Origin of the sequence: Actinocatenispora comari (genome assembly GCF_017312725.1) — a bacterium.
Classification (GTDB): Bacteria; Actinomycetota; Actinomycetes; order Mycobacteriales; family Micromonosporaceae; genus Actinocatenispora; species Actinocatenispora comari.
In genome coordinates this window covers 200,052-224,751 of sequence record NZ_BOPO01000006.1, presented here as the reverse complement: position 1 = coordinate 224,751, position 24,700 = coordinate 200,052, and the positions used below count along the sequence as shown (strand labels likewise).

23 protein-coding genes are annotated in these 24,700 nt (G+C 69.9%); 17 read left to right on the top strand and 6 right to left on the bottom strand.

The window, feature by feature from the left end; genetic code table 11:
* The coding region (locus tag NUM_RS03900; RefSeq protein ID WP_207123146.1) for a hypothetical protein at positions 1-723 on the top strand (723 nt) is incomplete at its 5' end.
* Positions 724-887: 164 nt separating this feature from the next.
* Positions 888-1,616, top strand: coding sequence for a helix-turn-helix domain-containing protein (locus tag NUM_RS03895; protein WP_207123145.1), 729 nt, complete (start codon positions 888-890; stop codon positions 1,614-1,616).
* A 65-nt stretch (positions 1,617-1,681) separates the two neighbouring features.
* Here the strand turns inward: NUM_RS03895 and NUM_RS03890 are convergent, their stop codons facing one another.
* Genes NUM_RS03890 through NUM_RS03875 form a run of 4 tightly spaced genes read right to left on the bottom strand, consistent with a single transcriptional unit; the run spans position 1,682 to position 5,547 of the window.
* The gene (locus tag NUM_RS03890) at positions 1,682-2,224 is read right to left on the bottom strand and encodes a GTP-binding protein (RefSeq protein ID WP_225918308.1); all 543 of its coding nucleotides are present in this window, start codon (positions 2,222-2,224) and stop codon (positions 1,682-1,684) included.
* Between the two features lie 52 nt (positions 2,225-2,276).
* The gene (locus NUM_RS03885; protein ID WP_207123144.1) at positions 2,277-2,636 is read right to left on the bottom strand and encodes a DUF742 domain-containing protein; all 360 of its coding nucleotides are present in this window, start codon (positions 2,634-2,636) and stop codon (positions 2,277-2,279) included.
* A 4-nt stretch (positions 2,637-2,640) separates the two neighbouring features.
* Positions 2,641-3,072, bottom strand: a complete 432-nt coding sequence (locus NUM_RS03880) for a roadblock/LC7 domain-containing protein (RefSeq protein WP_207123143.1) — start codon at positions 3,070-3,072, stop codon at positions 2,641-2,643.
* A 39-nt stretch (positions 3,073-3,111) separates the two neighbouring features.
* A complete protein-coding gene (locus tag NUM_RS03875; protein WP_207123142.1) occupies positions 3,112-5,547 on the bottom strand; it encodes a sensor histidine kinase in 2,436 nt (811 codons plus the stop codon).
* Positions 5,548-6,051: 504 nt separating this feature from the next.
* Here NUM_RS03875 and NUM_RS03870 point away from each other — a divergent pair.
* Positions 6,052-6,993, top strand: a complete 942-nt coding sequence (locus NUM_RS03870) for a nitrilase-related carbon-nitrogen hydrolase (protein WP_207123141.1) — start codon at positions 6,052-6,054, stop codon at positions 6,991-6,993.
* A 141-nt stretch (positions 6,994-7,134) separates the two neighbouring features.
* On the opposite strand, the gene NUM_RS03865 is transcribed toward NUM_RS03870, so the two are convergent.
* On the bottom strand, positions 7,135-7,782 hold the full coding sequence (locus NUM_RS03865) for a prepilin peptidase (protein ID WP_207123140.1): 648 nt from the start codon (positions 7,780-7,782) through the stop codon (positions 7,135-7,137).
* Positions 7,783-7,826: 44 nt separating this feature from the next.
* Positions 7,827-10,238, bottom strand: coding sequence for an ATP-binding protein (locus tag NUM_RS03860; RefSeq protein ID WP_207123139.1), 2,412 nt, complete (start codon positions 10,236-10,238; stop codon positions 7,827-7,829).
* Positions 10,239-10,817: 579 nt separating this feature from the next.
* On the opposite strand from NUM_RS03860, the gene NUM_RS03855 reads away from it, so the two are divergent.
* The 14 genes from NUM_RS03855 to NUM_RS03790 all read left to right on the top strand — a co-directional run bounded on the left by NUM_RS03855 (position 10,818) and on the right by NUM_RS03790 (position 24,523).
* Positions 10,818-12,020, top strand: a complete 1,203-nt coding sequence (locus NUM_RS03855) for a 3-deoxy-7-phosphoheptulonate synthase (protein ID WP_207123138.1) — start codon at positions 10,818-10,820, stop codon at positions 12,018-12,020.
* Positions 12,008-13,054: a 2-keto-3-deoxygluconate permease gene (locus NUM_RS03850; RefSeq protein ID WP_207123137.1), complete on the top strand. Its 1,047-nt coding sequence runs from the start codon at positions 12,008-12,010 to the stop codon at positions 13,052-13,054. The genes NUM_RS03855 and NUM_RS03850 overlap by 13 nt, the downstream gene beginning before the upstream one ends.
* Before the next feature lie 235 nt (positions 13,055-13,289).
* Complete coding sequence (locus NUM_RS03845) at positions 13,290-13,661, top strand: hypothetical protein (protein WP_207123136.1); 372 nt, start codon at positions 13,290-13,292, stop codon at positions 13,659-13,661.
* 452 nt (positions 13,662-14,113) lie between these two features.
* Positions 14,114-14,575 carry a hypothetical protein gene (locus NUM_RS03840; protein WP_207123135.1) on the top strand — a complete coding sequence of 154 codons (462 nt, stop codon included), beginning with the start codon at positions 14,114-14,116 and terminating at the stop codon, positions 14,573-14,575.
* Between the two features lie 154 nt (positions 14,576-14,729).
* Entirely contained in the window at positions 14,730-15,302 is a 573-nt protein-coding gene (locus NUM_RS03835) for an SAF domain-containing protein (RefSeq protein ID WP_207123134.1), read from the top strand.
* A 41-nt stretch (positions 15,303-15,343) separates the two neighbouring features.
* A complete protein-coding gene (locus NUM_RS03830) occupies positions 15,344-16,264 on the top strand; it encodes a hypothetical protein (RefSeq protein WP_207123133.1) in 921 nt (306 codons plus the stop codon).
* Positions 16,261-17,667 carry a CpaF family protein gene (locus NUM_RS03825; RefSeq protein WP_207123132.1) on the top strand — a complete coding sequence of 469 codons (1,407 nt, stop codon included), beginning with the start codon at positions 16,261-16,263 and terminating at the stop codon, positions 17,665-17,667. Before NUM_RS03830 ends, NUM_RS03825 begins: the two co-directional genes overlap by 4 nt.
* Positions 17,668-17,673: 6 nt before the next feature.
* Positions 17,674-18,585 carry a type II secretion system F family protein gene (locus NUM_RS03820; protein WP_207123131.1) on the top strand — a complete coding sequence of 304 codons (912 nt, stop codon included), beginning with the start codon at positions 17,674-17,676 and terminating at the stop codon, positions 18,583-18,585.
* Positions 18,582-19,472: a type II secretion system F family protein gene (locus tag NUM_RS03815; protein ID WP_207123130.1), complete on the top strand. Its 891-nt coding sequence runs from the start codon at positions 18,582-18,584 to the stop codon at positions 19,470-19,472. Before NUM_RS03820 ends, NUM_RS03815 begins: the two co-directional genes overlap by 4 nt.
* A 124-nt stretch (positions 19,473-19,596) precedes the next feature.
* Positions 19,597-19,830, top strand: a complete 234-nt coding sequence (locus NUM_RS03810; RefSeq protein ID WP_207123129.1) for a hypothetical protein — start codon at positions 19,597-19,599, stop codon at positions 19,828-19,830.
* Positions 19,831-19,905: 75 nt separating this feature from the next.
* A complete protein-coding gene (locus NUM_RS03805) occupies positions 19,906-20,310 on the top strand; it encodes a TadE/TadG family type IV pilus assembly protein (protein WP_207123128.1) in 405 nt (134 codons plus the stop codon).
* 95 nt (positions 20,311-20,405) lie between these two features.
* Positions 20,406-20,795: a TadE/TadG family type IV pilus assembly protein gene (locus NUM_RS03800; protein ID WP_207123127.1), complete on the top strand. Its 390-nt coding sequence runs from the start codon at positions 20,406-20,408 to the stop codon at positions 20,793-20,795.
* A complete protein-coding gene (locus NUM_RS03795) occupies positions 20,792-21,271 on the top strand; it encodes a pilus assembly protein TadG-related protein (RefSeq protein WP_207123126.1) in 480 nt (159 codons plus the stop codon). Before NUM_RS03800 ends, NUM_RS03795 begins: the two co-directional genes overlap by 4 nt.
* Before the next feature lie 18 nt (positions 21,272-21,289).
* A complete protein-coding gene (locus tag NUM_RS03790) occupies positions 21,290-24,523 on the top strand; it encodes a BTAD domain-containing putative transcriptional regulator (RefSeq protein ID WP_207123125.1) in 3,234 nt (1,077 codons plus the stop codon).
* Positions 24,524-24,700: the final 177 nt, after the last annotated feature.

The window sequence follows — 24,700 nt, the reverse complement described above, 5'->3', positions numbered from 1 at the left end:
GCACAGCTGCCCGAGGCAGTCGCGGCCGAACAACTCACGATGACTCTGTCCTATGTCCAGGGCATGCGGGTCAAGCTGGGCCTGGGCGGAGCGGTGGAGCAGCGCGTGCGCGCTGCTGGGTACGCCGGCGTTGAGGACGCCATCCGCGCCACCGCACAGCTGCCCGAGGCAGTCGCGGCCGAACAACTCACGATGACCCCGTCCCGGGTCCATAACATCCGGGCCATGCTGGGGCTGGCGGGACCAGCGATAGAGCGACGAGTCCGGGCCTTGGGTTACCGCAGCGTCAGAGACGCGATCCGCGCCACCGCGCACCTGTCCCCCAAGGAAGCCGCGGAGGCGCTCACCATCTCGTCGGAGTATGTGCGAGCGCGGCGTGACGACTGGGGCTTGACCATCAGTGAGGATGTCGCCGTCCGAGCGTACGGCTTTGCCGACGTACAGGACGCGATCCGTGTCACCTCGCCTTTATCGGCCATCGAGGCGGCCAAGCGCCTGCCGCTTTCAGCCTCACGGGTGCGAGCGCTGCGTGTCGAGCTGGGGCTGACTGGCTCAGTTGGCGAGCGTCGAGTCCGAGCGCTTGGTTTCGCTGACGTCGAAGATGCGATGCGAAAAACCGCGAACCTGCACTACATGGACGCCGCGGAGAGGCTCGGCTATGCGCCATCCACTGTGATTCAATACCGTCGAAGGTTCGGGATCAGCAAGGGGCGCAAGCGATAGGCGTTCGCATCCGGGCGGGGCACTGAAGCCAGCGTTCTACCGGCGAGGTGGGTTTGCGCAGGGCCGAGAAGCCCAACGCTGAGCCTTGACATTGCGGGACGGTCGCCAAGGTCGCTGCCATTGTCGGCTACGGTGGGCGCCGACGCGAAGTGAGGAGACGGTCCGTGGCCCGCTACACGGTCAGCCACTTTCAGCCCGAGGCGCTGCGTGCGGAGCGGCAGAAAGCAGGGTGGACACAGACGTCGCTGGCGAAGGCCGTGGGCAGGAACCGTTCGCAAATCGCACGATGGGAGTCTGGCGACCAGACACCTGGCGTAGAGGTCATCCGAGCGCTTGCTCGAGCTCTGCAGATCAGCCCAGGACTTTTGGCTCCCCTCCCAATCGATCGTCCCGTGAGACTGTCGGATCTACGGGTCGCAGCACAGCTGACTCAGAAGCAGACCGCCTGCGGGCTCGGAATCGCTCATGGCACTTACGTCAGGATCGAACGAGGCGTCACCGGGCGCATCACCGATGAACGCATCAGAAAGCTTGCTGCCTTGTTCCACACGGACAAGGAAACGATCGTTGCAGCGCTGAACATCCGGCCGCTCTGGTCTGGACGCAGCACGGTGAGATGGTCAGTCGACGATGAGCCGAGCGCCGACAGTGACCCGCTGATCACCACTGGCTCCGGTCCGGATGGTCGGCGGTGGGTGCTCAACGTCGATTTCGGCGCAGGCGTGAGGATCGACGAGAACGGCAAGATCCGAGATCGAAACGGCGCGCAGCGAGCGCTGACGCCGTCGGAGGCGCGCGCACGCGCGAACGCGCTTCGGGCCGCTGCCTCATGGGTAGAGTCGGGCCGGCTAGCGCAGTTCGAGCAGGACGAACAGGAACACCAGCCCGGGTAGACACCGGGGCTTCGAGCCGCCGGCGTGTCTGCCTCCACATCGGACCAACCGGCCATAGCGCCGGGCTAAGGGACCGCCATCGGCGCCCTGTTCAATGCATGATGCACCAGTGCGATCAGCGCTTGCAGGCTGCTGCCGCGTCGCCGGGCGTCGAACCGGATGATCGGGATCTGCGAATCAAGGTGCAGCGCAGCACGTACCTCCTCGGGCTCGTACTGGTGATCTTGCGGGAACTCGTTGATCGCGACAACGAAGGTGATCCCGCGTTGTTCGAAGTAGTCGATGGCGGCGAAACTGCTGTCGAGCCGGCGCGTGTCCACCAGCACGACGGCACCGATCGCACCGCGTGCCAGTTCGTCCCACATGATCCAGAACCGGTCCTGCCCAGGGGTACCGAACAGGTACAGCACCAGGTCTTCATGGACGGTGATGCGGCCGAAGTCCAGGGTCACCGTGGTGGTCTTCTTACCCTCGATACCGGCCAGATCGTCGACCGCGGTCCCAGCTTCGGTGAGCAGTTCTTCCGTTGTCAGGGGAGGGATCTCGCTAACCGACTTCACCAGAGTCGTCTTGCCGGTGCCGAAGCCACCAGCGACGACCACCTTCACCGACTGAGGGTCCACCTCGTCGTGGGGGTTCACCTTGTGTCGTCCTTTCGCCCTACATCGCCTTCAAGCCGTGCAGCACTTCCAACAGCACAGCCCGGGACGGGCCCGCCTTGGCAGAGGACATCGTCACCACTCCATGGTCGACGAGGTCGCTGAGCAGTTGTCTGGCCACGACCAGGGGGATGTGGAGGAAGGCCGAGACCTCGGCCATCGACAGCCAGCGTTGGCAGAGCGCGGCGATCTGGCGTTGCTCGGGCTCCAGCGCCCGAAGGTCGAGATCTGCCGCGGCAACCTTGAACTGAGTGGCCACGTCCAGCTGGCGGTGGGTCGGGCTGACCCGACCGCCAGTTAAGGCATACAGCCGGCCGACCCGGCCGGCGTCCTCGTCCACCCACTCCTCGTCGTTGGCCATCGCGTCAGTCCCTTGCCACGGCATCCGGCGGGAATCGACCTGCCGGCACGACACCGCGATCGGCCGCCTGCAGGTACTGGCCGACCCGGTCGACGAGGCGATTCATCTCGAAGGTGATTGTCCCCATGTCCACCTCCGACGAGGTGTAGGCAGCGAGATAGGCGTTGTGGCCGGCGTCGGTGATCAGCAGATAGCTGTCGGAATACTGCACGACTATCTGCTGCACGGGGCCAGAGCCGAAGATCAGCGCGGGGCTTTTGGCCACCGAGTACTGGGAACTGACGGCCGCAGCGAGAGAGTCCGCCTGGTCCTTGCTCAGTGTGTTTGACCGTTGCAGCAGCAGCCCGTCGCCGGAGACCACCGCGGTATGGAGCGTGCCCGGCACCGAATCGACCAGCTCGTTGAGCATCCACTGCAGGTCAGGGTTGTTGATCATGGTGAGTGCGTGTCGCCTCCGTTCCTGTGATTCCGGGTTTCAGGACTGCCGCCCGGACCGGCTGCCTCGCTGGAAAGCGCTGTAGATGTCTCGTGTCGCTTCTGGCGTTGGGCGCTGGCTGGTGATGCCGCCGCCGGGCTCAGGTTGTTCGGCCACCCGCAGCTGCGGCGCCATGTGGCGGCCCCGTCGACGCTCGGGCAGGGCCGGTCGCGTGTTGTCGTCCGCTGACGAGTGGTGCGCCGGCTGCTCGACCGTTGACGACCGTCCATCGAGCACATCGGCTGGACCATCCGCATGCGAGGGGTCAGGTGTGGTCCCGCTTGCCGGGCCGGCTGCGGCGCCAGGCATAGCAAGCGATCCCGGCGGGACGGGTAGGTGCCCCATGCTCGGCTGGGGTGACCCGTCGAGGCGTACCGATGGTGGGCCGCTACGCCGGGGGGCCGGGGTAGTCGGCCAGGGCTGCGTCGGCCAGTTGGAACTGTTGTCGACCGCTGCCGCTTGGTACGGCAGGGGCGGGAGCGGGTTTGGTGCTGGCGTCGGGTCGGGTGCCGCGGGCTGCTCAGCAGATCCGGATTCAGCCGAGTCCTGACGAGCATTCAGCGCGTTGGCCAGCAGTGCAGAAGGCAGCAAGACGACTGCGGTGACCCCTCCGTACGGTGACGGCTTGAGCTGGACCCGGATCCCGTGATTGCTGGCCAGCTCACCGATCACCCAGAGTCCGAGCTTTCGCAAGTCTGGCAGTGACGTCACGTCGAACTCGGCTGGCGTTTGGAGGCTGTGATTGACCCGGTCGAGATCTTGATCGGACATCCCCAGACCGCGGTCTTCGACCTCGATGGCGACACCTTGCCCGACCGTGAAGCCACGAACCACCACGACGGACTCCGGTGGCGAGAACGTCAAGGCGTTGTCGAGCAACTCCGCGAGCAGATGGCTGGTGTCTGCCACGGCGCTGCCGTCGAGGCTGACTTCGGGTGCTGACTCCAGTTTGATCCGCGAGTACTGATCGGTCTCCGACATCGCCTGACGCAGCACCTTCAGCAACTCGACCGGATGCCTCCACCGGCGGCCGGGCTGGCCACCGCCGAGGATGATCTGGTTTTCGATGTTGCGTTGTGCCTGGGTGACGTCGTGGTCGAGGGCGAACCAGCGCGTCATCTGCTCGGGATCCTCTTCTTCCTGCTGCCAGCTATCCAGCTGGTGCAGAGCGTGCTGCAGAGGCCGAAGGCTGCGCCGTGCGATGCCCTGGAGCGCTGCCTGGACGGTAGCGTTGGTCTCCGACACAGTGACGGCAGAGCGCACCGCTTCGCGGTTCGCGGCGTTCATCGCCGCCGCGACCTCGCCAAGCTCGTCGTCCCCGAACTTCAGGGCGGGTAGGTGTTGCTCGACATCGACATGCTGGCCTGCCCGCAACGCAGCCAGGATGCTCGGCAGCTGTTGGTTGACCATCTGGTTGGCCGTGTCCCGCAACCGGGCCAGCCGAGAGGTGACCCACGCGACTGCGAGGCGGCGGGACAGATACAGCGCCGCAAGGATGATGACGACCGCGACTCCGAAGCCGACGAGCGCCCACATCAGCTGCGAGTTGGCGTCCGTGTGCGCCTTGCCGGAAACATCGGCTGCCTCGGTGACTGCGAGCGCGACCAAGGCCGTCGAGACTTCTCCCGCGCTCGATCTCCACTGTTCCAGTGCGTTGGCTACGTCGGAGGGCGGGCCGCCTGACCAGGGGCCGTGAGCCAGCATGGTCGATTCGGCGCTGCTGAGCGTCTTCCACGATGTGCTCTTGACCAGGCGCGTGGCCTGGCTGCGCACCTCGGGGTAGAGGTTTGGGATCAGGTTGGTCAGCTCGGAGTGGTAGGACCCGACAAGCGAGCTGAACTGGAGGAAGTTCGCCCGGCTGAGCGTCCCGGACGCTTCAGCGCTGGACGCCAGGGCGGTAGCTCGCGACATCCAGTCACTGGTGCGGAACATCTGCGTCGCGCTGATGCCGCCTTGCGACGCTGTGGCGTCGGGCACGACCCGAGCCTGGGAGTCAAAGAGGCTCGACGCCGCATCCAGCAACTGGTTGTAGTAGTCAAACACGTCCCGTTCACTGATTGTCCGCTGGTCGATCCGGCTGCGCGTGGCCGGAAGTTGCTGCAGGGAGCGGGTCAGTGTCGCCATCCGCTCCTTGATCTGTTGCGGGGCGAGCTTGAGCGCCGAGTCCGCCGCGGTCTGCATCGCGGCGAGTGACGTGTCGGCACGGCGGCGTTCCTTCAGCAGCGCGTCGTGCTGCGTGCCTGGCTTTGCCAGCTGTTGCATGCTGAGCAGCCGTTCTTGCTGTAGCGCCGATAGGCCGGTGACCGCGGGGATGGACACGTGCTGCACGCTCACCGCGATCTGCTGCGTGACGAACGCGTTGTAGACCTGCGGAACAGCGAAGACCATCACGAGAATCCCGACCAGGATGGTCGGGGTGGCAACCAGCCAGATCACCCGCCGCTGCAGGCGGCGTGACTGCCGACGCCGGTCGCGCGTGGGTGGCGTCGGTGTTGCGGGGCTGTCGGCGGCTTGCGTAACCACGGTGCTGGTGCTCCAGACGTTGATCGCCCTCGGGTGTGTCCTGTCGGCATTCGGTACTGGCGAGCTCTACATCTTGACGCAAAGACTAGACATAGATCTCGTTTCGGGGCCGCACGGGTTGTGCGGTGAGGAGCCAGACATTAGTAGCCGCGGCGCTGGCGGTACAGGTGCGGTCCTTGCCAAGATGAGCTCATCGCACACAGGGCAGACTACCCGGATATGAGCAGAGGCATCGATGCAAGGCAGGCGACCGGTAATCAGGGCAAACTAGACTACCGCCCAGTAGGCCCGCTGATGGTCGCGGACGCCTGCGCGTACCGCTTTTCCGGCCATTGGTTGGCGAGCGCAGCGGTGTGCACGTCGGCCTCAAGATCGCGGTAGCGTCTGCCGCCACACGACCCCTCAAGGAGCATGCCGATGAGTATTCCGCCACCCCCGTACAAGGCTGCCGCGGTGCAGGCGGAGCCGGTCTGGAACGACCTGAGCGGCGGCGTCGCCAAGACCATCGATCTGATTGCCGAGGCACATCAGCAGGGTGTGTCTTTGCTGGCGTTTCCGGAGTTGTGGATCCCGGGGTACCCACTGTGGATTTTCTTGGGTCACCCGATGGGTGGGCTGCCGAACCTGGGGCCGGCGCTGATGGCCAGTTCGCTGGAGGTGGGCGGTGCTGCCTGGCAGCAGTTGTCCCAGGCGGCGGTCGACAAGCAGGTGACCGTGGTGCTGGGTGCGAGCCTGGTCGACCACGGGCGCGTGTTCATGGGGCAGGCCTTCTTCTTCGCGGACGGGAGCGCCGCGCGATGGAGGGAGAAGATCGAGCCCACGTCGTTTGAGAAGACGCTGTTCAAGGCTGGCGACGAGGCCGGCGTCGCGGTCCACGACGTACCCGGCATCGGTCGGCTGGGCGCGCTGCAATGTTTCGAGCACTTGCAGGCCGAGAACCGGATGCGGCTGCAGGGCCAGTATGAGCAGGTCCATGTCGCCTCCTGGCCGGTGCTGGCGGGCCCGGCGCCGGAGACCTACATCCTGTCGGTGGATGCCAACCTCGCGGTCAGTAAGAGCTACGCGATCGAGAACGGCGCGTGGACCCTCGCGCCGATGGGCATGTTGTCTGACAGGGCTGCCGCGCAACTGGCGGCTGGGGATCCCGCCCGGCAGGCGATTCTCGCGGGTGCGGGTCAGGGCTACGCGCAAGTGTTCGCCCCCAACGGGATGCCTGTCGGCGCGCCACTCAAGCCCGACGAGGAGGGCCTGGTCATCGCCGAGATCGACCTGAACCTCATCTCCGGCGCGAAGCTCTTCTACGACCCGATGGGCTCCGAACGGTCCCGTCAACTCCGGCAGGAGATCGCCACTATCTGAAAATTTGCCATCTGGGGGCGCTCGGCGTGCACGGGCGCTCTCGCCAACTCGGCTCGACGGAAACGGCGGACGCGTTAGCTTTCAACCCCTGGCCCACTCGCCATAGCGGATGGGCTACTGGCCCGGCGGTTCGGTTCGTTGCTAGGTCAGATAGGCGATCACGGCGGCGGCGCACAGTGCAGGGCCCGCCGGGATTGTCGCGCGAAGGCTCCGGGTGCCGATGAGCGCGATCAGAGCGGTGGCCAGGGTAAACCCGACGGCGGCCAGGACGAAGACGGCGAGGTGGTGGAGCCCGAGCCAGGCTGTCACGGCGGACAGGATCGCGGCGAGTTTGATGTCTCCGGCGCCGATTCCTGACCGTGCGACCGCCAGCAGGACAGCTGCCCCGGCGATCGCGGCGCCGGTGACGATGGCTCGGATCAGGGCGGTCAGTGAGTCGGGCAGGTGCAGCGCGACGGCGGTGGCCGCGGTGACAGACCACACGAGCAAGATCGGCGCGATCAACAGATCGGGCAGCCGCCGGGCGCGCAGATCGCTGATCGCCAGGGCGGTTCCGGCGGCGATGGTGGCGAGCGCGACTGGCAGCGGTGGCGTGGCGTCGAGCCGTATCGTGGCCAGCGCGCCGAGGCACAGTGCCACGGCGCAGCCGGCGGCCGGCCAGCCAACCGGGGCGGCGGCCCGGTCTGGCCCGCGGGGAGCCGCCGGTTCGACCGTGCCCGCCGCGACGGCCAGCGGACAGCAGCAGACGGCGGTGACGGCCGCGCACAAGGCCATCACAGGCCACGACACGTTCTCACGCTACGGCTCGGTGATTGGTGTACAGGGCAGATCGGTCAGGATCGTGTCGGTGTAGGGGCGGTGGGCGCGGCGGTGAGGTGATCGGGCCGCAGCTGCTTGCGGTTGCTCAGGCCGAGGAGGCGCAGCACGTCGCCGACGTGGGCTTCCGCGGTACGCACGCTGATCCCCAGTTCGGTGGCGATGTCGCGGTCGGTGCGGCGGTGGCCGCTGGCGTCGGGCAGCATCAGCTGGGCCACTTCGTGCTGCCGTTGGGTGAGGGTGCTGCTGGGCGTCGGCCTGCGGGGTAGCCGGTCGGCGAGCGCGTACTCGACGGCGTAGTGGTAGCGGCGGCGCCCGTCAGTCAGGGCGCGGTTGAGGGCACGCGTGTCGAGGACCTCGGAGACACGGGTGAGGATCCTGTTGTGGATGGCGGCCAGCGGTGCCAGGCCCTCGATGCGCACGCCGATCTCGTCGCGGCGGTGCTGGGCGGCGGCGGCGAGCCACGCAGCGCGTCTGGCCTGCCGTCTGCTGGGGTTGGCGGCATCCAGGCTGTCGGCGCTGATCGCGGCCGACATCAGCAGCGCCCAGGTCAGACCCCACACGTCACCGATGTCGGACATCAACATCAGCGCACGGCGGCACCTCTCGTTGGCCTGCTCGTAGCGTCCATCGACCAGCGCGGCGAATGCCCCGTCCCACTGCGCCCAGCTCTCGGTCCAGGGGGAGCCGGCCGCCTGGGCGTCGGCAAGGAAGATGGACGCAGCGTCCTCGGCGCGCGGGTCGTTGAGCGCACTCAGCGCCATCGACCACATGAGGGTGACCATGAGGCGATCGCCGCACGAGGCCGGGTCGCCGTCGAGGGCGGTGCGGGCGGTGGTGAGGATGTCAGCGGTCTGGGGGTCGGGGTCGCTCAGGCCCAGGGCGCGGGCGGCGCCGTCGGCATACAGCAGGGGCGGGGACGGGTCGAGGTGCCACTGCTTGTGCAGCTGGTAGCAGTTGGTGATCAGCTCGAACGCCCGGTCGGTGGCGCCTTGGGTGAGGGTGATCCACGCGTCGCCGGCCATCGCGGCGGCCAGTTGCAGGGCCTCGTCGGCGGTGGCGACGGTGTCGGGGCCGCCGGCGTCGAGGACACGATCGGTCAGCACCCGCGCGGTGCCCAACCAGCCGAACAGAAACGGTGCTCGGGTCCGGGTCATGTCGGTAACCAATGCGCGTGCGGTGGCCAGGTCGGCATCGGCGAGGGCGTAGTCGACGGCGGTCTTGATGTGGTCGAGGTCGTCGTTGACGGTGCGCAGGATCGCGATCTCGTCCTCTGAGGCGTAGTGCGTGGCCGCGTGGGCGAGCCGGGCGCGGTAGTGGCCGCGATAGGCGGCCCGTGCGGCGGGGGCGTGGCCGGATGTCGCGAGGTGCTCGGCCGCGTAGGCGCGTGCGGTGGCCAGCAACCCGAGCCGCGGGGTCCCGGTGTGGTCGAGATCGGCGGTCAAGATGCGCTTGTCGCGCAGCCCCTCGACGGCCCGAGCCACGGCGAGGCGATCCAGCCCGCCCTCGGTGCACACGTCGACGATCGTGGGCAGGTCGGTGGCCTTCGGGAACAGGCTGATCCACTGCCACACCAGCTGCTCCGCCGAGCTGCACAGCAGCCACGACCAGTCGTAGATGCGGCGCAAGGTGCTGTGGCGATCGTCGCTGGGGTCAAGGTCGACCACGACCTCCCACGGGTTGGTCGTGACCGCTTCGATCAGCTCATCCAGCCGCATCGTCGCCGCCCAGCGACTGATGATCTCCACGGCCAGCGGCAATCCGTCGACCGCATCGACCAGCGTCGCGACCTGTCCAAGGTCCAGCCCACCAGCCATCTCGCTGCCCCGCTGCGGAGCGTCAGCGTCGGTGGACGAGCCGTCGGTGAGCGGGGCATAGGTGGACCCGCCGGCGTGTGCGTAGGCGAGAAACACCGCCACCGCGTCGTCGGTCGGCAGCGGCGCAAGATCCAGCACGTGTTCGCCGGCCTCTGGTAGGTGCAAAGGCTGCCTGCTGGTGGCAAGGATCCGCAGCGTGGGGACCGCCGCCAGCAGCGCGGTCACGGCCTCACGCACCGCTGCCATCAGGTGTTCGCAGTTGTCCAGCACCAGCAGCGCGGCGTGGCCACTTAGGTGGCGGGCCACCACGTCCAGACCGGATTGCTGGTGGTACAACTGCACGCCCCGGGCGATCGAGGTCCACAACTGCTCGACCGTGGTCTGCTGCGGCAGCGCCGCGAGCTCCACCATCCACGCGCCGCCCGGCATCGACTCGGCGATCCGGCGCGCGACGCGGATCGCCAGCCTCGTCTTGCCGACCCCGCCAGTACCCGTCAGGGTCACCAGCCGATTGCGGGACAGCACCGAGACGGCGCGCTGCTCGTCCTCGGCTCGGCCGATCAGCGGTCCATAGTCCAGTGGCAGGGCAACCGATCGGCCGATATCAGACACAGAGCTAACGATAAACCACTGTGTCGTTACTTTGCGCGACCTCAAGATGCCGGAAATTAGGATAATTGCGTCAATCAACTCTGGCGCGGGATGACGCGGGATGCGTCCTCGCTGGATTCGGGCTGGAACTTTGTCATCCAGATGTGCGACAGCCCGTCCATGACGGCCAATGTCATTGCAATGAGTAACAGTTCACTGAATTTGGTCACAGCGTGTTGCTGGTCTACGGAGTTTGGCGTGCCCTGTACGGAGATCGTTGGCCCGGTGTCCTGACTGGTACGGCCTCGATCGAGACCACGCCATGTCTCGTGCACTACGGAGAGGCACCACTGTCCGTATCTCTACGGATGCTTTCCGAAGTCGCAGTCGGCGACGCTGGGCATCGGTCGCTCGGACCGACCTCGAGCGGCCAGCACCAAGACCATCGCACCCATTCGGGCACAGCAGCGCTCCCTGCACGCGCGTGCCCGGATCCCCACCGCGAGATCGGGCCGTCGGATCCGCCCAGCCCCGGTCCGACGCCCGGTCCCGCGCCCCCGGGGGATGACAGCGCCAGCACCTCGGAAAGGGGAAACCTCGATGACCACCACGCCAGCACCAGCGGCCAGGCCGACAGCGATCGTGCGGGACGGGATGCTGCCCACTCCGGCGCAGCTGGCCAGCGGCATACCCCTGGGCATCCGTACCTCCACCCTGGTCGCCGACACGCGCCGGCAGATCATCGACATCCTCACCGGCGTCGACCGCCGGCTGCTGGTGGTTTGCGGGCCCTGCTCGCTGCACGACCCCAACGCAGCGATCGACTACGCCCAGCGGCTGCAGCTGATCGCCGAGGTGTTCACCGACGACCTGCTGGTCGTGATGCGCGCCTACGTGGAGAAGCCACGCACCTCGCTGGGGTGGAGGGGCATGGTCGCCGATCCTGGCCTGATCGGGACCGGGGAGCTGCGCAACGGGCTCGTGCTGGCCCGCGCCACCCTGCTCGGGATCCTGCGCGAAGGCATGCCCACGGCTACCGAGTTCGTCGATCCCACCGTCGCGGCCTACCTGCACGACACCGTGTGCTGGGGCGCGATCGGGGCCCGCACCGTGGAGAGCCCGACTCACCGGCAGCTCGCCGCGACGCTGTCGATGCCGATCGGGTTCAAGAACCGCCTCGACGGGGCGATCCCACCAGCCATCAACGCCGCGGTCACCGCAGGCACCGAAGACCACGTCCTGGCACTGGATTCCACCGGAACCCCTAGGAACCGACTTGCTGCGGGAAACCCGTGCCCGCATCTGGTGCTGCGCGGCGGTGAGTCCGGCCCCAACTACGCCCCGAGCATCGTCACGGGCGTCGCTGAGCAGATGCGCGAGCATGGGCTGCCGGCGCTGCCGGTCGTGGATGCCGCCCACGGCAACAGCCACAAGGATCCCGGCCAGCAGCAAGTCGTGCTCGCCGAGCTGGCTGGCCTGATCGAGGATCCGGCCTACCCGGTCGCCGGGGTGATGATCGAGTCCAACATCGTCGGCGGCCGGCAAGACGTCGATCCCGGCCTCCCCCACGCTCTGGTCTACGGCCAGTCGATCACCGACGCCTGCATCGGTCTGGACGACACCCGCCCCCTGTTGACCCGCCTCGCCCAAGCGTCGCTGCGCAGGCACCTGCAGATCAAGGCACGAGCGCGCCGCAACCAGACCGACAGGCGCAGCACCCGCGCCGCTGTGCCCTCCCGCCGCGGCGACAGCACGGGCCCCGACAGCGTGGGCATCACGGCGGTGCCGTCGTGCGCGCGGTGAGCGCGCTGCGCCGGTTGCCCGGCGCCGCGGTCCTGCTCCCACTCACGGCAGGGATGGCCGTGGCGGCGGTCTCCGGCGGCCGGAGTGGACTCGGACCGTTCACCACGGGCATGTCCGGCGGCGCGATCAGCTACGTCAGCTTGCTGTTGGTGTGCATCGGCGCCCAGATCAGCCCTGGCAGCCTGCGCCCGGTCGCGTCCCGCATCGCTGTCGTGCTCGCCGGAGCGACCCTCATCCCCGGCGCCGCCGCCCTCGCCTACGCCCGGCTCGCCGGGCGAGACGGCATCGATGGAGTCTCGTCGCTGGCGGTGGCCGCTGCCGCGGTCTGTACCAGCAACGCACTTTGGCTTGTGCTCGCACGTCGCTACGGCAGCGACACCGATGCCTGGGGCGGCGCCGTCGCCTCCATCCTCAATTCCGCGCCGATCGCGCCGATGCTGATCCTCGCCGCGGTGTCCCGCCACCATGCGCTGCCCTGGTGCGGCATGATCGACGCCCTCGCACCCCTGGCCCTCGGTGTGGTGGTCGGCAGGCTGGCGCCTGTTTGCAGGACCGCGCTGGCCGGCGCGATTCCGGTCCTGGTCATTGCCCTGTCGTTCGGCCTGGGCACCCAGGTCCACCTACGGAACCTGGGCGGACAGCTGGTCGCCGGCGCCGCGCTTGGAGCAGCCGCAGCGATCGTGTCGGGAGGATTGGTCGCTCTCGGATGGCGCTTTGTGCTTCACCGCCCTGCAACGGTGGGATTCGGGGCCGCCGCCTGCACAGTCACGGTCCCGCTCACCCCTGCCATCGTGGCCGCTGCGGACCCCCGCTGGGCGCCGCTGGTACCGGCAGCGACCGCGCAACTCGCCGTCGCGTTGATCGTGTCCACCCTCGCCGCGCCCGCACTGACTGCCGCCGCCCACGCCTGGACACTGCGCGCCCACCACCGGCCCGCGCACCTCGCCGGCCACCCACGGCCCGCTGTCCGCACGGCCGTGGTCGCGCGGACAGCACGCGGTCTGCCTGACCTGATACCGATAGACCACACCTGACACAGCCGTGACATCTACAAGGAGCGTTTCGATGAGGGTCGCAATCACGAGAACGACGAGCATGTCGCTTACGGCAGCCGTTGTGTTGGCCGCGGGACTACTGGGCGGATGCTCCAGCCATCGTTCGGACGCGTCTTCGTCTACACCCGGCAGCAGCGGCCACTCAACAGCCTCCACGCCCAGCCGGGCGGCTCGTGTCTCTGCCGAGAGCGCCGCGCTAGCAGCGTACCGCGGAATGTGGCATGCGTTCGTCCATGCCAGTCACACGTCAAACCCGCAAGATCCGCAGCTGCCCCGCTACACGTCGGGCAACGCACTGAAGATCATCACGGCGGATCTGAGTAAGAGCCGACGCAGCCACCAGATTGGCAAAGGCAATGTGGCCCTGCACCCCACCGTGACCGGAGCGAGACCGGCGTCTGCTCCTACTGAAGTCGAGATCCGGGACTGCCTCGACGACAGCAACTGGCTTGAATACAAGGAATCCGGTGGCCTCGTGGATGACGTTCCGGGCGGCAAGCACCGCGTGGAGGCTCTTGTAACGAGCAAATCCGGGACCTGGACGGTGACGGCCTTCGCGCTGCATGGAGTGGGAACATGCACCTGAGACGAGCCACCTTGATCGGACTTGGGGCCGTCGTGTTGGCCGTGTCCGTACCAACTGCCGCGGCAGCGCAAGGCGTGGCCGGCGGAGTCGACTGCCGACAGGTCTGGACTGGGTGCAACATCCATGCTCACGTGGATGGACACGACGGCCGCTCCGTAGCCGGCGGTGACGGCGGTGCCTCGGCAGGACAGTCTGCCGCTGGGGACACGCGCTGTGAGAACCCGTCGCATCAGCAGATCCCTTGCAACGACGCCAAACTGGGGTCGGTGGGGTCGGATGGCTGCTACTACAAGCCGACGACGCGTCCAGCGGGGCGGAAGCAGCCGTCGGGTCAGGGTGGCTGGTACACCAAGACCTGTACGGGCAACGGTGTATCGGGGCGGGAGTCGTTGTCGCATCCGGTGTGGCGTGCGGGTTCCACGGGTGGGCAGCCGTTGCTGTCTCCAGAGCAAGTGGCGCAGCTGGCTGTGCGCCGGTTGAACCTGCCGAAGCCGGTGATCGCCATGAATCCGCGGGGTACGGTGCGCGGGTTGGTGGGCGTTCCGGTGTGGCTGTGGGTGCAGGCCTGGCCGACGAAGACGGCTTCTGCCAGCGTTCCGGGCGTCTCGGTGACCGCCACGGCCCACCCCATGCAGGTCGTCTGGTCCAGCGGCGATGGCGGCCGAGTGGTGTGTGCAGGCCCGGGTACCCGCTGGCAGGCGGGTAATGACCCGAGGATGGCGTCACCGGACTGTGGGCATGTGTTCCGGGAGGCGTCCACCTCGCAGCCCGGGCATCGCTTCTCGGTGACCGCGACGATGCGGTGGCAGGTGAGATGGCAGGGCGCGCACCGGTCGGGCACGGTTCCTAGTTTGTCCACATCGGACTCGACGTCGGTTGAGGTTGCCGAGTCACAAGCGGTCAATACGCGCTGATCACCAGAACAGTCCTCTGTGGATGTTCGGGTCGTTGTTGGGGGATGTCATGGTCGACATGGACACATCACAGCTCAACGCTCGCCTCAATCATCACGCGGCGGCCGGGCCGTCCTCCGGGCGGAACGGTGTGCGCCGTCGAGGGTGGCTGCGGATGTTGCTGGCTGCCGTGCTGGTGGCTGCCGGCGCAGTGGTGGTGGCGGTCGTGCTGGGCGCCCAGAATCCGCGTGGCGCGGTGGTGGCCGCGGCGAGGGATATCGATGCGGGGCAGACGATCACGTCGTCTGATGTGCATCGGGTGCAGGTTGATGCAGACTCCTCGGTCTCCCTGATCGCTTGGGCGCAGCGCGACCAGTTGGTGGGGCACACGGCGGCGGTGCCGGTGGTCTCCGGGCAGCTGATGAACGCCGGGCTGGTGGGAGCTTCGCGCTGGCCGGGCGCGGGGTATGCGGTGGTGGCCGTGTCGGTCAAGGCCGGGCAGGCGCCGCCGCGGCTGCCGGTCGGGCAGACGGTGCAGGTGTTGTTCACCGCGGCGCCGAACCTTCAGGCGGGTACGCGGGATTCGTCGGCGGCACCGACGGGTGTGGTCGCGCAGGTGGCGTCGGTGTCGGCCGCCGCCGACGGCGGGCAGGGTGCCCGGGTGGTGTCGCTGCGGGCTCCGGTGGAGACCGCGCAACGCATCGCCGCTGCTGCCACGGTGACGCTGCTGGCAGTCAACCCGGATTGAAACTACGAGTACTTCTGGAGCGCGCGGACGGGGGATGCGTGGTGAGTGTGGTGATGATCTGCCGTGCCAAGGCGGGTGGTTGTGTGACCACGACGGCGGTGGCGATCGGGGCCTGTTGGCCGGATCCGCGGCCGGTGACGGTGGTCGAGGCCGACGTGTCCGGTGGGTCGCTTGCGGCCCGGGCGCGGCTGCAGCCCTCGCGCGGGGTGATGCAGTGGGTGGCGGCGGCCGAGTCCGGTCGGCCCGCCAGCGTTCTGCTGGCCGAGTGCCGCCTTCCGCTTCCGGGCCTTGGCATCGGCGTCGTGTGCGCGCCCCCGGATCAGCTGAGATCGCCGGCGACGACGGCGATCAAGGCGGAGGCAGCAGTCGAGGCGGTGTCGTCGACGCGTGCCGCGATCCGGGCCTTGACTGGCCAGCCACGGCTGCTGCAGGTCGGGGCCGAGGCCGTGCTGCTTGTGGATGTGGGCCATCTGGAACCGGAATCATCGGCGTGGCCGCTGGCCTCGCAGGTTGACGCGGTGGTGGTCTGCGTCGCGCCGAGGCTGGACGGACTGGCCGCGGGATTACGCCTGGCCGGTCAGCTGACGCGTCGTTGCCACAGCGTGCGGCTGGTCACGGTCGGCGACGGCGATTATCGCGACAGCGAGATCCAGCAGGCGTGCCCGGTTCCGATGCTGGGGCACGTTCCTGACGACCCGCGGTCCGCGCAGGCGCTGTGGCAATCGGGGATCGGCGCACGCAGCCGCATCGGGCGCGCCGTGCGGCCGATCGCTGCGCGATGCGCGCGGCTGCTTCCCGCATCGCCGATCGCCGCCCAGCAGCACGAGCCTGTACCGCTGCGACACCGAGAGAGCGGAGCAGCAGAGCCAGCCAGATCTGACGATCCGCCGCCCCCGGCGGCCCCGGCGTATCTGGCTATGTACGACTCGACACCAGCAATGAACATGGGGGATTGGTCATGACCACCACCGACGACACCAGCACCACCGAGCAACCCGCCCCCGACCGCCGCCGCCACGATCAGCAGGCCGATGTCTCGCCGGGCACGGGCTTGGCGGAGCGCGATGTCGGAGTCGAGCAGATCAGCGCACTGCGCGCCCGGCTGACCGAGCGCCTCACCGATCAGGCGCAACGCGCCGAAACCGCCGGGCACCCGCTGACCGGGGCAGCGCGCCGGCAGGCGATCGAGCAGCTGATCGAGCAGCTCCTCGACGAGCAATCCACTACCCGGCTGCAGGCCGGGGGCCGGCCGCTGGACGGACAGGCCCGGTCGGGTCTTGCGGCGACGTTGCGGGCGGGGCTTTCCGGGCTGGGCCCGTTCGAGCGGCTGCTGGCCGACCCGGATGTGGAGGATGTCCGGTGCAACGGCGCCGACCAGGTGTGGGTGCGCTACGCCGACGGCCGCCACCAGCAGGTGCCGCCGGTGGCGGCCAGCGACAGCGAGTTGGCCGATTGGGTGCGTCGGTCGATCGCGGGGTTGGAGGGTGAGCAGGAACGCCGGTTCGATCGGGCGCATCCGATCGTGTCGGGGCAGCTGCCGGATGGGTCCCGGCTGCACGCGGTCGCCTATGTCGGGCGGCGGGTGTATGTGGCGCTGCGCCGGTTCCGGCTGGCGCAGGCCACCCTGGACGAGCTGCGCCGCACCGGAACCGTGGACGCGACCGTGTCCGCCGTGTTGGCCGCGGCAGTGCGCGCCAGGCTCAACATTCTGATCTCGGGCGGGACCGCGCTGGGCAAGACGACGTTGTTGCGGGCGCTGGCGGCCCAGATCGACCCGGCCGAACGGATCATCACCGTGGAGGACGCCTACGAGCTGGGACTGGAGCGCCAGCAGGCCGACGCGGTCGCGTTGCAGGTGCGTGAGGCCAACATCGAGGGCGTCGGGGAGATCGACAGCGCCGATCTGGTGCGCAGCGCGCTGCGCATGTCGCCGGACCGGGTGATCGTGGGCGAGGTACGCGGCGGCGAGGTCGTGCCGATGCTTTTGGCGATGAGCCAGGGCTGCGACGGGTCGATGGGCACCGTGCACGCCTCGACCAGCCAGATGGCCCTCGGCCGCCTCGCGACCTACGCCCGCATGTCGGCGCAGCAACTGCAGCCCGACGCGGCGGCGTCATTGATCGCCGACGCGGTACACCTGGTCGTGCATCTGGACTACATGCCGGGCACGAACACCCGGGTCGTGTCCTCGATCCGCGAGATCGCCGGCCACGACGGCGCGACCGTTGCCTCCAACGAGATCTTCCGACCAGACCGTGACCGGCGCGCCCGGCTGGCGCCGGGGGCGGTATCCGACCGTCTGGCCGACACGTTGATCACCGCCGGGCTGGATGAGCGGATCCTGCGCTCCTGCGAGGGATGGTGACCGGCCATGGACGGCGAGGTTCGGATGGTGGCCGGTGCCGCAGCCGGGGCGCTGATCGCGGCGGGCGTCGTGCTCGCGGTACTGCCACCGGCACACACCCGGCGAGATGCCGGCGACCGGTCTCTCGCAGCGCGGGCTTCACGGCGCGGCGGGGGGATCGTGGTGTGGCTTCGTGCCCGCCGGTGGCGGTTGCTGGGTGCGGGGGCCGCTGGGATGGTCGCGGTGGCGGCGACCGGCTGGCCGGTCGCCGCAGTCCTGGCCGCGGCCGGCGGGTCTTGGCTTCCGGGCATGCTCGGCCCCGACCGGGGAGGCCAGTCCCGGCAGCGCACCGCCGAGGCGCTCGCCGGCTGGACCGACGGGCTGCGCGATGTGCTGTCGGCTGCGGCCGGGTTGCAGCAGGCGCTGCTGGCGACCGCAGGCACCGCACCGGCCGCGATCCGCGACCCGGTCCAGCGGCTTGCCGGCCGTATCCGGGGCGGGCAACGGCTACCCGACGCGCTCCGGGCGTTCGCCGGCGAGATCGACGACCCACTCGGTGATCTGATCGCCGCCGCGCTGATCGGCGCCGCGCAGCATCAGGCGCGGCAGCTGGGGCCGCTGCTGGGCCGGCTGGCCGACACCGCCCGCGCGCACGCCGCCGCCGCCCAACGCATCGCCACTGCCCGCGCCGCGTCGCGCACCACCTTGCGGATCATCACCGGCACCGTGGTGGCCGCGGTCGTGCTGTTGGTCGCCGCCGACCGTTCGTTCCTGGCCCCGTACCAGTCGCCGGTCGGGCAGCTGGTGCTGCTGGCCGTGGGCGGGCTGTTCGCCGCTGGCCTGGCGTGGGTCCGTAGGCTCGCCACCCCGCCGACGCCGCCGCGAACATTGAACCTTGCGGGCCACGACGCGGCGACCGGGGCGGAGGCCGGCGCATGAGCTCGCTCGGGTTGGCGGCCGGGGCGCTGATGGGCGGCGGCGCCGCACTTGCCCTGTTCACCCTGCTGCCCGCGCGCCGTGACCTCGCGGCTGATCTCGCCGCGCTCACGCAGCGCCCCGCGCCGGCGCCGACGGCTGCACCCACGGGCGGCGAAGGTCGGCTGGTGGTGCGGCTCGGCCGTGCCGGCGCGCCGCTGCTGGCCCGACTCGGGCTGCCCCGGACGCGCACCCGCCGGAGCCTGGCGCTGCTGGAGCGGCCGGCTGGTGATCATCTGGCCGAGCAGGCCACCCTCACCGCCGCGGGTGCGGCCCTGGCCCCGTTGCTGGCCCTGCTGGTCGGGGCGAGAAGCCCCGTGCTGCTTGTCGTGATGGCCGCTATCGGCGCCGCGTGGGGTTTCTGGCTGGTCGACCGGCAGGCCCACCGCGCGGCGGCGGCACGCCGCGGCCAGATGCGCGCCGTGCTGTCCTCCTACCTGGATCTGGTGGTGTTGGCCGTCGACGGCGGCGCCGGCATCGACCAAGGCCTCACCGACGCCGCCGAGACCTGCACCGGCTGGCCCGGGCAGCGGCTGGCCGCCGCGCTACGCACCGCGCACCTGACCCGTACCAGCGCCTGGGATGCCCTCGCCCGCATGGGCGCCGACACCGGCATCGACGAGCTGACCGACCTGGCCGCCACCGCACAACTGGCCGGCGTCGAAGGCGCCCGCGTCCGGGCCTCGCTGTCGGCCCGCGCGGCGAGCCTGCGTACCAGGCTGCTGGCCGAGGCCGAAGCCGCCGCCAACCGCGCCACCGAAAAGCTGTCGATGCCCATGTTTCTGCTCGCGGCGGGGTTCCTGGTGCTGCTGACCTATCCGGCGATGTCGGGGCTGATGCTCACGCCCTGACCACCACGCGCACACGCTGCCGCGCCATCCAGTACGAACACCGGGGGGAACGATGACACGCCACATCACATCACCAGCCCAGACCACCCGCAGCCGGCCGCACGGCCCGTGTGCGGGTGTGCCGTTGGCCGCCCGCGCCCGGGCGCTGTGGCACGCGGCGCTGACCGCGCTGTCGCGGGCGCTGCCCGCCCGGGTGCGCGTTCACTGGCGGCTGCTGCGGCACACGCCGGACGCCGGCGCGGAGACCACCGAGGTGGTCATCGGGATCGCGTTAGCCGCCGCCGCAGCCTTCACCGTCTGGCGGTTTCTAGGACCCAAGCTGCTGGAGGTCGCCCAAAGCGCGATGTCCGGGCTGTGACACCACAGCGGGCCGCCACTCACGCAAACCACGGGGAGGCACACGATGCTCGGACAGACACGATCGGCGCAGCTCGTGGTGCGCCGACTGCGCGACGACCGCGGTTCATCCACAGTGGAGGCCGCGCTGTGGATGCCGGTGTTGTTCGCGGTCATCTGGCTCGCAGCGCAGCTGGCGTTATGGCTGGTGGCGCAGCACGCCGCGACCGCCACGGCCACCACCGCTGTGGACCAGGCGCGGCTGCGTGGCGCCACCACCGCTGACGGCACTGCCGCCGGGCGCCGACAACTCGACACCACCGGCGTGCTCAGGCAGCCCTCCCTGCAGGTGACGCGCTCGGCGAACACCGTGACCGTCACCGTCACGGGCAGCGCGCCGCGGATCCTGCCGATCCGGCTGCACGTATCGGCCACCCAGACCGGGCCGGTCGAACGCGACACCCGCCCCTCCGGCACAATCAGCCCGGCAGGCACCCCATGACCGTCCAGCTCGCCCGCCGGCCGTGCAATCCACGCCGATACACACCTCACCGGCCGATGCGCCGCTTCCCCCCGCTCCACAGCGATGCGGGGTCGGTGACCGTCGAGGCGATCCTGATCCTGCCGCTGGTACTGATCAGCGTGCTGGGCATCGTCGCCGCCGGCCGCGGCACCCACGCCGCCACCATGGTCGCCGCCGCCGCCCACGACGCGGCCCGCGCCGCCTCGATCGACCGCGACCCGGCCGCCGCCCGCGCGGACGCCACCCGCACTGCACTGCGATCCCTGCATCGTGGCGGGACCAGCTGCCGCACCGCGACGGTGTCGGTCGACACCAGCGCCTTCACCCCGGGCGGCGTGGTCACCGTCCGCGTGACCTGCCACGTGGCGCTGGGATCGCTTGGTCTGCCAGGCATCCCCGGCGACATCGCCATCGCGAGGTCGGGCCGAAGCCCCCTCGACCAGTACCGGGGAGTCAACCCATGAACGCCCAGCACACAGACCACCTCGGCTGCCTCCCGAACCATATCCCGGCACGGCGGCGGGTAGGGCGGCTTGGCAGTGACGATGGGCAGATCACCGTCGCCTACCTGATCCTGCTCCCAGCTCTGCTGGTACTGGCAGGGCTGGTGGTCGACGGCGGGGCCGCGCTGGATCTGCACACCCAGGCGCTGGATGTTGCCGAGTCCGCCGCCCGCGCCGGCGCCCAACAACTCGACCTGACCGCCCTGCGGGCCGGGCACACGCTCACGCCGCGCCTGGACCCAGGCGCCGCCACCGCCACCGCCGAGCGGTACGTGCACTCCGCCGGCCTGGCCGGCACCGCCCAGGCCACCACCAGCCAGGTCCACGTCGAGGTGACCGCGTCCGGCCGGACCCGGCTGCTGGGCGTGATCGGCATCGACAGCTTCCATGCCCACGCCGCCGCGTCGGCCCAACCAGACACCGGCACCAACAGCTGAAACGTTCGGAGGTGAACCATGGCGCGGCCCCGCAACCCCTACGAGCTGGCTCGTGAGAAGTACCCGTGGGCCTACCAGGACGACCCCGGTCCCAGCCGTGCCCGGCAGTTGGCCGGCGATCTCGCCAACCTCGCCGTCACGGTGGTGCTGCTGGTCGGGCTGCCGATCGTGATGCTCCAGCTCGCGCCCTGGCCGCCGCTGCCGATCCCGCACCATCTCGACCTGACCCGCGACGGCATCCAGGGCTGGTACAACGGCGCCCCGTGGGAAGACCCCCGCCTGGTCATCGGCACCGGCGTGACGGTCGGCTGGATCTGCTGGTCCATCCTGCTGCTCGACACCGCCTACACCCTGCTTCTCGCCGGCGTCGACGCGGTCCGATACCGGCGGCTGCGCCCTCGCATACCTGGCCGCTCACCGACCCGGGTCGCGGCGCGCATGGTCGTGGCCGGGCTGATCGCCGTCACCGTCGCGATCACCTCCCGCCTGACCGCCGCCCATGCCGCCCCGCCGGCCCCACCGGCCGCGGTCGCCGCGCAGCACCAGCCGCACAGCATCGACCCCGACCAACCCGTCACCCTCACCATCGCCGCCCACACCCACCGCGTGCACACGGTGGCGGCCGGGGACACGCTGTGGGATCTCGCGCGCCGCTACCTGCATGATCCGCAGCAGTGGCGGGCGATCTATCGCGCCAACCACGGCCACCTGCAGCCCGACGGACGACGGCTGGAGCGTCCCGATCGGCTGATGCCGGGATGGCGGCTGCAGATCCCGACCCGGTCCACACCAGCCCGGCCGGAACACCAGCGGTCGCCGGCACCCGCCTCGCCGGCACGGCCGGGCAGCCACCACCGCGCCACCCCCGTGCCGCCGACACCGCCGGCTGCGAACCGTGGCTCGCCGGATGCGACGCATCTACCCACGCACCCGACGTCCGGGTCGGCGGGACGCACACCGGCGCCGCCTCCATCGGCCTCAACGCTGGGGCCGGCGACGGCGGGCCGGCACTCGGCGGGCCGAGGTTCGGCGGGTGTGACGTTGCCGGGCGGCAGCATGATCGGGATCGGGTTGGCCAGCGTGATGCTGGCCGGGATCACCGCAGCCGCAGCGCTGCGCTGGCGGCGCCGCTACCGGCCCCACCAGCAGCAGTCCTTGACGGTGGCCGACACGCCCCTGGTCCGGGCGTTGAGCGCGGTGGTGCCCGCCGGCCGCCTCCCCGAACCGGGCCCGGATGAGGTGCCGGGCACAGCGGATGCTCACACAGGTCCAAATCCAGGCACAGCTCGCGCGGTGGTCGCTGCCCCGCTGCTGGCAGGCGACGACGATGACGCCGACCCTGACCAGTGGGACCCCGACGAATTCAGCGACACCGATGCGTCCTGCGACCCCGCGCCGGATGGGGTGGCGGAGATATCCGGCGCCGTGGGTGTCGATGACCGCCAGGTCGGGCCGGAGGTGGCGCTGCTCGACCGGCCCCTGACGGTGTTGGCCGGTGACGGGGCATTGGGCGCCGCGCGGGCGCTGGTGGCCGCGCATCTGACCGGCGGCATCCCGTCCGGGCATCTGATGCTCAGCGCCGAGGATCTCGCCGGACTGGCCGACCTCGACCCCGCGGACGCAGGGTCACTGCCGCCCGTGGTCGGGTTGAGCATCACCGCCACCCACCGCCAGGCGCTGACCCTGGTCGACGCCGAGCTGATTCGGCGGGGCCGCACCACGCAGGCGCAACCGGATCTGACCGCTCGGCCTGAGGCGGCCGAGCGCGCCGTGGTGTTCCTGGTCGATCCTGACACCGCGCAGCGCCGCCGGTTGACCGGCCAGCTCGCGCAAGACGGCGTCCACGCCGTGGTGATCGCCACCGCGCCCGACGCCACGGGATGGCCGCCGATCACCGTCGATGGTCACGGCCGCGCCCGCGACCAGGGCGAGCACCCACAAGCGGTGCGCCGGGTGGTGGAGATGCTCACCTCGGCCGATCTGCGTGACCTGCTGGCCACCCTCACCACCACCCCACAGCCACCCGCCGACCCGCCTTCTACCGCGACGCCGGCGGAAGCCACGCAGGGAGCCACGGCGCAAGCGGATGCAGAAGCGGCGAGCCCGACATCGGCTGCCGGTGACAGGGCCAACGGGCGAACAGACGCCGCGGCCGGCCGCCGGCACAACACCGACGCTGACCCCACGCTCCCGCAGGGGATGCACCAGCACGACCTGAACCGGCCCCGGGCCGAGCAGACCGGGAACCTCGCCGCCGGCAGGAGCGCGCCGCCGGCATCCCGGCCGCAGCAGCCGGACGCCTCACCGGCGAGCGGGGCGCCGCGGCCGGAAGAACAGGGCGGCATCGGGCAGCAGGACGCGGCGTCGAGCGCCGTCTCGTCGGCGCGCACACAACAGGACACCGTGCCGGTCATGGCGCCCCAGACCGACGGCACCGATTCCTCTGACCACCCCGACCGGCAATCAGAGTTGCCGAAGGCGCGGGTCAGTGTGCTGGGAATACCCACCATCCACGGCCCGGACGGAGAACCGATGAGTGGGTTGCGGGCCCGCGCGGCGCAGATCCTGACCTACCTGGCGCTGACCGACCGGCCGGGTGCCAGCACCGAAAAGCTGATCGACGCGACGATCGAGGGCCCGGTGCGGTACAAGGACGGCGCGAACCGCATCCACACCGACGTGGCGAACCTGCGCAGCGTGCTGGCCGCGGCCTGCGGCGACCAGCACGCCCCGCGCGCCGGCTACATCCGCAAGTCCCACGACCGGTATGTCATCGATGCCGACCGGGTCGAGATCGACCTGTGGCAGATGCGCGCGGCGATCAACCAGGCTGCCGCCGCACCTGACCGGCCGCGGCGCATCGCCGCGCTGCAGACCGCGATCGGCTTCTACCAGGGCGAGTTCGCCACCGGCATCGACCAGCTGTGGGTGGCCACCGGGCGCACCGGTGTGGCCAACGAGGCGCTGGGCGCGGTCACCGACCTCGCCGAGCTGTATCTGGACACCGACCCGCACCGGTCGCTGGGGCTGCTGCGCCGCGCGATCGGCTGGTCGCCGTTCACCGAGGACTTGTACCAGCGGCTGATGCGGGTGCACCACCGGATGGGCAACCCCGACGGCATCCGCACTGCCCTGCGCACCCTGACCGTCCGGCTGGCCGAAATCGGCGCCACCCCGGAGAAGGAGACCACGCAGATGGCCTCGCAGCTGCTGTCCACCCTCGGCGGCCGGACCCGCCCCACCCCAGCCTGACCCGTGGCCGCAGCCTAGGATCAAGCGGGTGCGGGGCCGGACTGCGTATGCCGAGCTCGCCGGCCCCGCGCACACCTGCCCACCCTGCCTGACGTCGTTCGCAGGAAGTGGCACGTTGTTGGCGGGCTTCAACACCAGCCTGCGCAACATTCATGATCAATGGTCGTCGCAGGCGAC